The organism is Candidatus Cloacimonadota bacterium (assembly GCA_011372345.1).
In the GTDB taxonomy this organism is placed as follows: Bacteria; Cloacimonadota; Cloacimonadia; order Cloacimonadales; family TCS61; genus DRTC01.
Map to the genome: position 1 here is coordinate 1 of DRTC01000383.1, position 4,086 is coordinate 4,086.

At 36.1% G+C, this 4,086-nt stretch carries 4 protein-coding genes; 1 reads left to right on the forward strand and 3 read right to left on the reverse strand.

Features of this window, described 5'->3' with window-relative positions:
• The 3 genes from dnaK to hrcA form a co-directional block, all read right to left on the reverse strand.
• Nucleotides 1-608 (reverse strand): molecular chaperone DnaK (gene dnaK / locus ENL20_07500; protein HHE38404.1); only part of this gene is annotated, 608 nt, incomplete at its 3' end.
• A gap of 127 nt (nt 609-735) precedes the next feature.
• A complete protein-coding gene (gene grpE, locus ENL20_07505; protein ID HHE38405.1) occupies nt 736-1,326 on the reverse strand; it encodes a nucleotide exchange factor GrpE in 591 nt (196 codons plus the stop codon).
• Nucleotides 1,316-2,371, reverse strand: coding sequence for a heat-inducible transcription repressor HrcA (gene hrcA / locus ENL20_07510; GenBank protein HHE38406.1), 1,056 nt, complete (start codon nt 2,369-2,371; stop codon nt 1,316-1,318). The genes grpE and hrcA overlap by 11 nt, the downstream gene beginning before the upstream one ends.
• A gap of 380 nt (nt 2,372-2,751) precedes the next feature.
• Here hrcA and ENL20_07515 point away from each other — a divergent pair, with 380 nt between their 5' ends.
• On the forward strand, nt 2,752-3,789 hold the full coding sequence (locus ENL20_07515) for a hypothetical protein (protein ID HHE38407.1): 1,038 nt from the start codon (nt 2,752-2,754) through the stop codon (nt 3,787-3,789).
• Nucleotides 3,790-4,086 lie beyond the last annotated feature (297 nt).

The following is a 4,086-nucleotide window of genomic DNA, read 5'->3' on the forward strand; positions in this document are numbered from 1 at the left end:
ATAGAAATATCAAAAGTTCCACCACCGAGATCGTAAACTGCAACATCTTCCTCTTTTTTACTTTCCAAACCATAAGCCAGAGCAGCTGCTGTTGGCTCATTGATGATCCTTTTCACATCAAGACCAGCAATTTTTCCCGCATCTTTGGTTGCCTGTCTTTGCGCATCATTGAAATAGGCTGGAACAGTCACAACTGCTTCCTTGATCTGAGTTCCCAGATGTGCTTCTGCAGTTTCCTTCATTTTGGTCAGAATCATCGCTGAAATTTCCTGCGGTGTAAAATCTTTGTTCTCAACATCAACATGAACTGTTGCTTCTCCGAATTTTCCACCTTTTACCTGGTAATTAACATTCTTGATTTCCAAACCAACTTCGTTCAACTGTCTTCCCATAAATCTTTTGATGGAAGAAACAGTGTTTTTTGGATTTGTAACAGCTTGACGCTTGGCAAGTTGCCCGACAAGTCGTTCTTTATCTTTTGTGAAAGCCACAACAGAAGGAGTTGTTCTGCTTCCTTCCGCACTTTGAATTACGACCGGTTTTCCACCTTCCATCACGCTCACGCAAGAATTAGTGGTTCCCAGATCGATTCCGATTATTTTTCCCATTATAACCTCCGATTTATTTTTTTTTATTTTATTTATTCAGCCTCGAACAAAACTAACTAAACGATCATTTTTTTCATCTTACTCGTTTAGCAAAAACGAGTTACAACCTCAAACAGAATTGTTTGAGTTACTTTTTCTGTTCGTCTTGTTCGTTTTGTTTGTTGCTTTTTTCTTCCGGTTTTTCACCGTTGGAAACTGCAACCCGTACCGGACGGATCACTTTATTATTCATTTTATAGCCGTTTTGGATAACAGCCGCAATTTTATTTTCCTCGAGTTCAGATGGAATGTGAGCAAGTGCTTCATGGAAATTAGGGTCAAATTCTTCTTCCATTGCTTCGATTTTTTCCACACCTTCTTTTTTAAGGACATTTTCCAATTGCTGGAAGATCAATTCGATCCCTTTTGTGTAAGATTCCAGGTTCTTTTCGATTTCCGGATGCAGAGCTCGTTCAAAATTATCTAACACATCGCAAAGTTCCAGCACGATGCGCTGATTGGCATTTTTGATCCAATCAGATTTTTCGGAAATATTTCTTTTCCTGAAATTCTCGAATTCCGCTGCAATGCGCAGTTTCTGGTCTTTTAATTCCTCGACTTCCTGCTCGAGAAGTTCAATTTTTTCTTTTTGAGAAAGTTTTTTCTTTTTCTCTTTTTTTGCGGATTTCACTTCCTCCGAAACTTTCTCTTTTTCAATCTTTTCTTCTTTATCTGTCATTTTGCGCTACCATCATTCCTTTTTTGGTTGTATTTGTAATTACCTTCGCAATATCCCGAATGATTGGAATATTTTTCTGATAATTCATCCTGATTGGACCAACAATTCCCAAATATCCTGGCACACCGAAGATCTCATATTTTGCGAATATCAGTGAATAATCTGCCAGTTCCTGCTGTCCGATATCTTCGCCGAGAATAACATTGTAATCTTTTTGATCATCAAATTTCTGCATCAGATTCACCAGATAATCCTGCCTTTGAATGAAGCCGAGAAAATTCAGGATAGAACTTTTCTGGTCAAATTCCGGCTGTTCCAAAAAACTGATGCTGCCGTCAAAATGGATGAAATAACTGCTGATTTCAGTGAGAGCATTCTGCAACTCTTCCATGAATAATTTCAGGATTTTATTCTCGTCAGTAACTTTTTCGCTCATTTCTTCCAGATATTTATGCTGGATGTCGAACATCTTCAAGCCGACAAGTTCATCGTTCATATAACGCACGATCGTTTTCAATTGCTGATCGGAAAATTCCTGCTCCGATTTCAAGATCACGGTTTTATCAAGTCCGGAATCCAAACTGACAACAAATAAAAGTTTATTTTGGGAAATCTTGAAAACATCGAGTTTTTCCAGATATCCGTAAGATACTTCCGGTTCTGCCACAAAACTTAATTGATCGGTTTCTTTCGCCAGAACTTGCATCACATAATGTAGAGCAAGCGGCGTATCTTTGTAATATTTGATTAGAATATTTCTCAAAATATCTATATTCTCATATGATAAAACCTTGATTTTATCATCGAGTTGCTTTAAATATTCCCGATATCCCTGAATGGTTGGAATCCTGCCGGAAGAGGTGTGCGGCTGATAGATCAAATTGCATTTTTCCAGTTTATTCAGGTCGATCCTGATCGTTGCAGGACTGGAATTTTTGATATATTTTTGACAGATCAGGTTAGAAGAAACCGGTTCAACGGTTTCAATATATTCATCCACAAGGTGGGATAAAACTTTTTTCTGCCTGATTTCGTTCTTTTTCATAACTCCTCTTTCCGGTTAGCAGTATAGATTTTGAACTGCTAACAATGACAATTTAATTAGTGATGGTTTGATGTCAAACTATTTTTTAGCAAACAGACTAAAAGAGTGCTAATTTTGTGAAAACCTCCGAATGTTTCAACTTGTTGAATCTTTGGAATGTTTGATTTAAATCGGAAAAAATGAGTAGCAGGAATACAATGACAAAACAATCGGATGACCTAACGGACAATCCGATGTTTTTCGGGATGTTTTTATTGACAGAATGAACACTTTCAGGATGTTCAAATATTTATTGAGTATGCATTATGAATGATAACTTTCCGAATTTCAGTTGAAAGAAATCCTTTATAGGAAACTTCGGAAAGGAAAAGGAAGTAAATATGAAATTTGTAAAAAAGATTTTGTTTTTTATCTCTATTTTCCTTTTATACATTATTATCAGGGAATTTCTGGAACTTTACGCAACTATGAAATCGATCCATCCTTATGCCGGATACGGAACTTTAATTGTTATTTCAGGCGTGTTTATCTATTTTGTGATAATTCCGGTTATGAAAATAATCAGAATTCCGAAAAGTTATGCTCCTACAACTGATAAAAGTAAGGAAGATCAACTGATTTCAGAAAGGATCGAGAATTTTCGGGATAATGATTACTTGAAAAGGTTTAATTTTAACTTTGCAGAAATTTCCAATAGCAAAGACAGTTATGATAAGATCATCAAGGTGCTGGAAAAGGAATGCAATAATTTACGAAAAAAAAATGTATCAAACCTTTTTTATAGCACGGCAATTGCCCAAAATGGCTTTCTGGATGCAATCCTGATCCTGTCGGCAAGCATCAATCATATCAAAGAAATATTCCTGCTTTATAATGGAAGAGTTTCCAACCGTGATTTATTTACAATCGGTAAGAAAGTCTATTATTCAATGGCGATCGGAGGTTCGGAAGGTGTTGAGTATGCCACAGAAGAAGTCTTCTCCAAATTTGCGACCGAAAGTCTGAAAAGTATTCCTTTTATCGATAAGATTTTAGCGTCTCTTGCTGACGGTTTGGTAAATGCGGCTTTACTGACAAGGATTTCCTACATTACAGAAAATTACTGTAAACTGACATATATCGAATCTGAAAAAGCGATCTATCCATCACCGAAATTTGTTATTAATTCTGCCAAAAATATCACTTCAGATTTGATCGATAAAATCTACAAGATCATCGGGAAAATGGCGATTGATCGTTCTGTAAATTTTGCGTTAGTAGCTGTTAATCCGATCGGTTATGTTTTGGGAAAGACGATCGATAAAAGTGAGAGTATTCATCCGCTCAAAAAAGAAAGTTGGAAAGATCACGCCAAACTGGTTGGAAATCCGCTTGCTTACGGATTGGAAAAGTTGTATAAAAGTTTTAAGAAAAAGTAAATTTGCTCACGAATTTTCACAGATTAACACGGATTTATTTCACACACTCCTATGAAATCCCATTTTAATTTCCTACAAAATAAGGAGATAAGATTTTGATTAAAATGGACAAGATCGGCATCTTGTTTTACGGATCAAGTTTCATCTTAATAAAACTATCCGGCTTTTGACGGATAGCGGAAAGCTTGGCAAGTTGAGTTATGGTGTAAAACAATTTGCCTAAATTGTTAGAAAGAGTTAAAAAGTTGAATCTAAATCAAATAAAAACTCTATCCACAAATGCTGTCTCAAACTCAA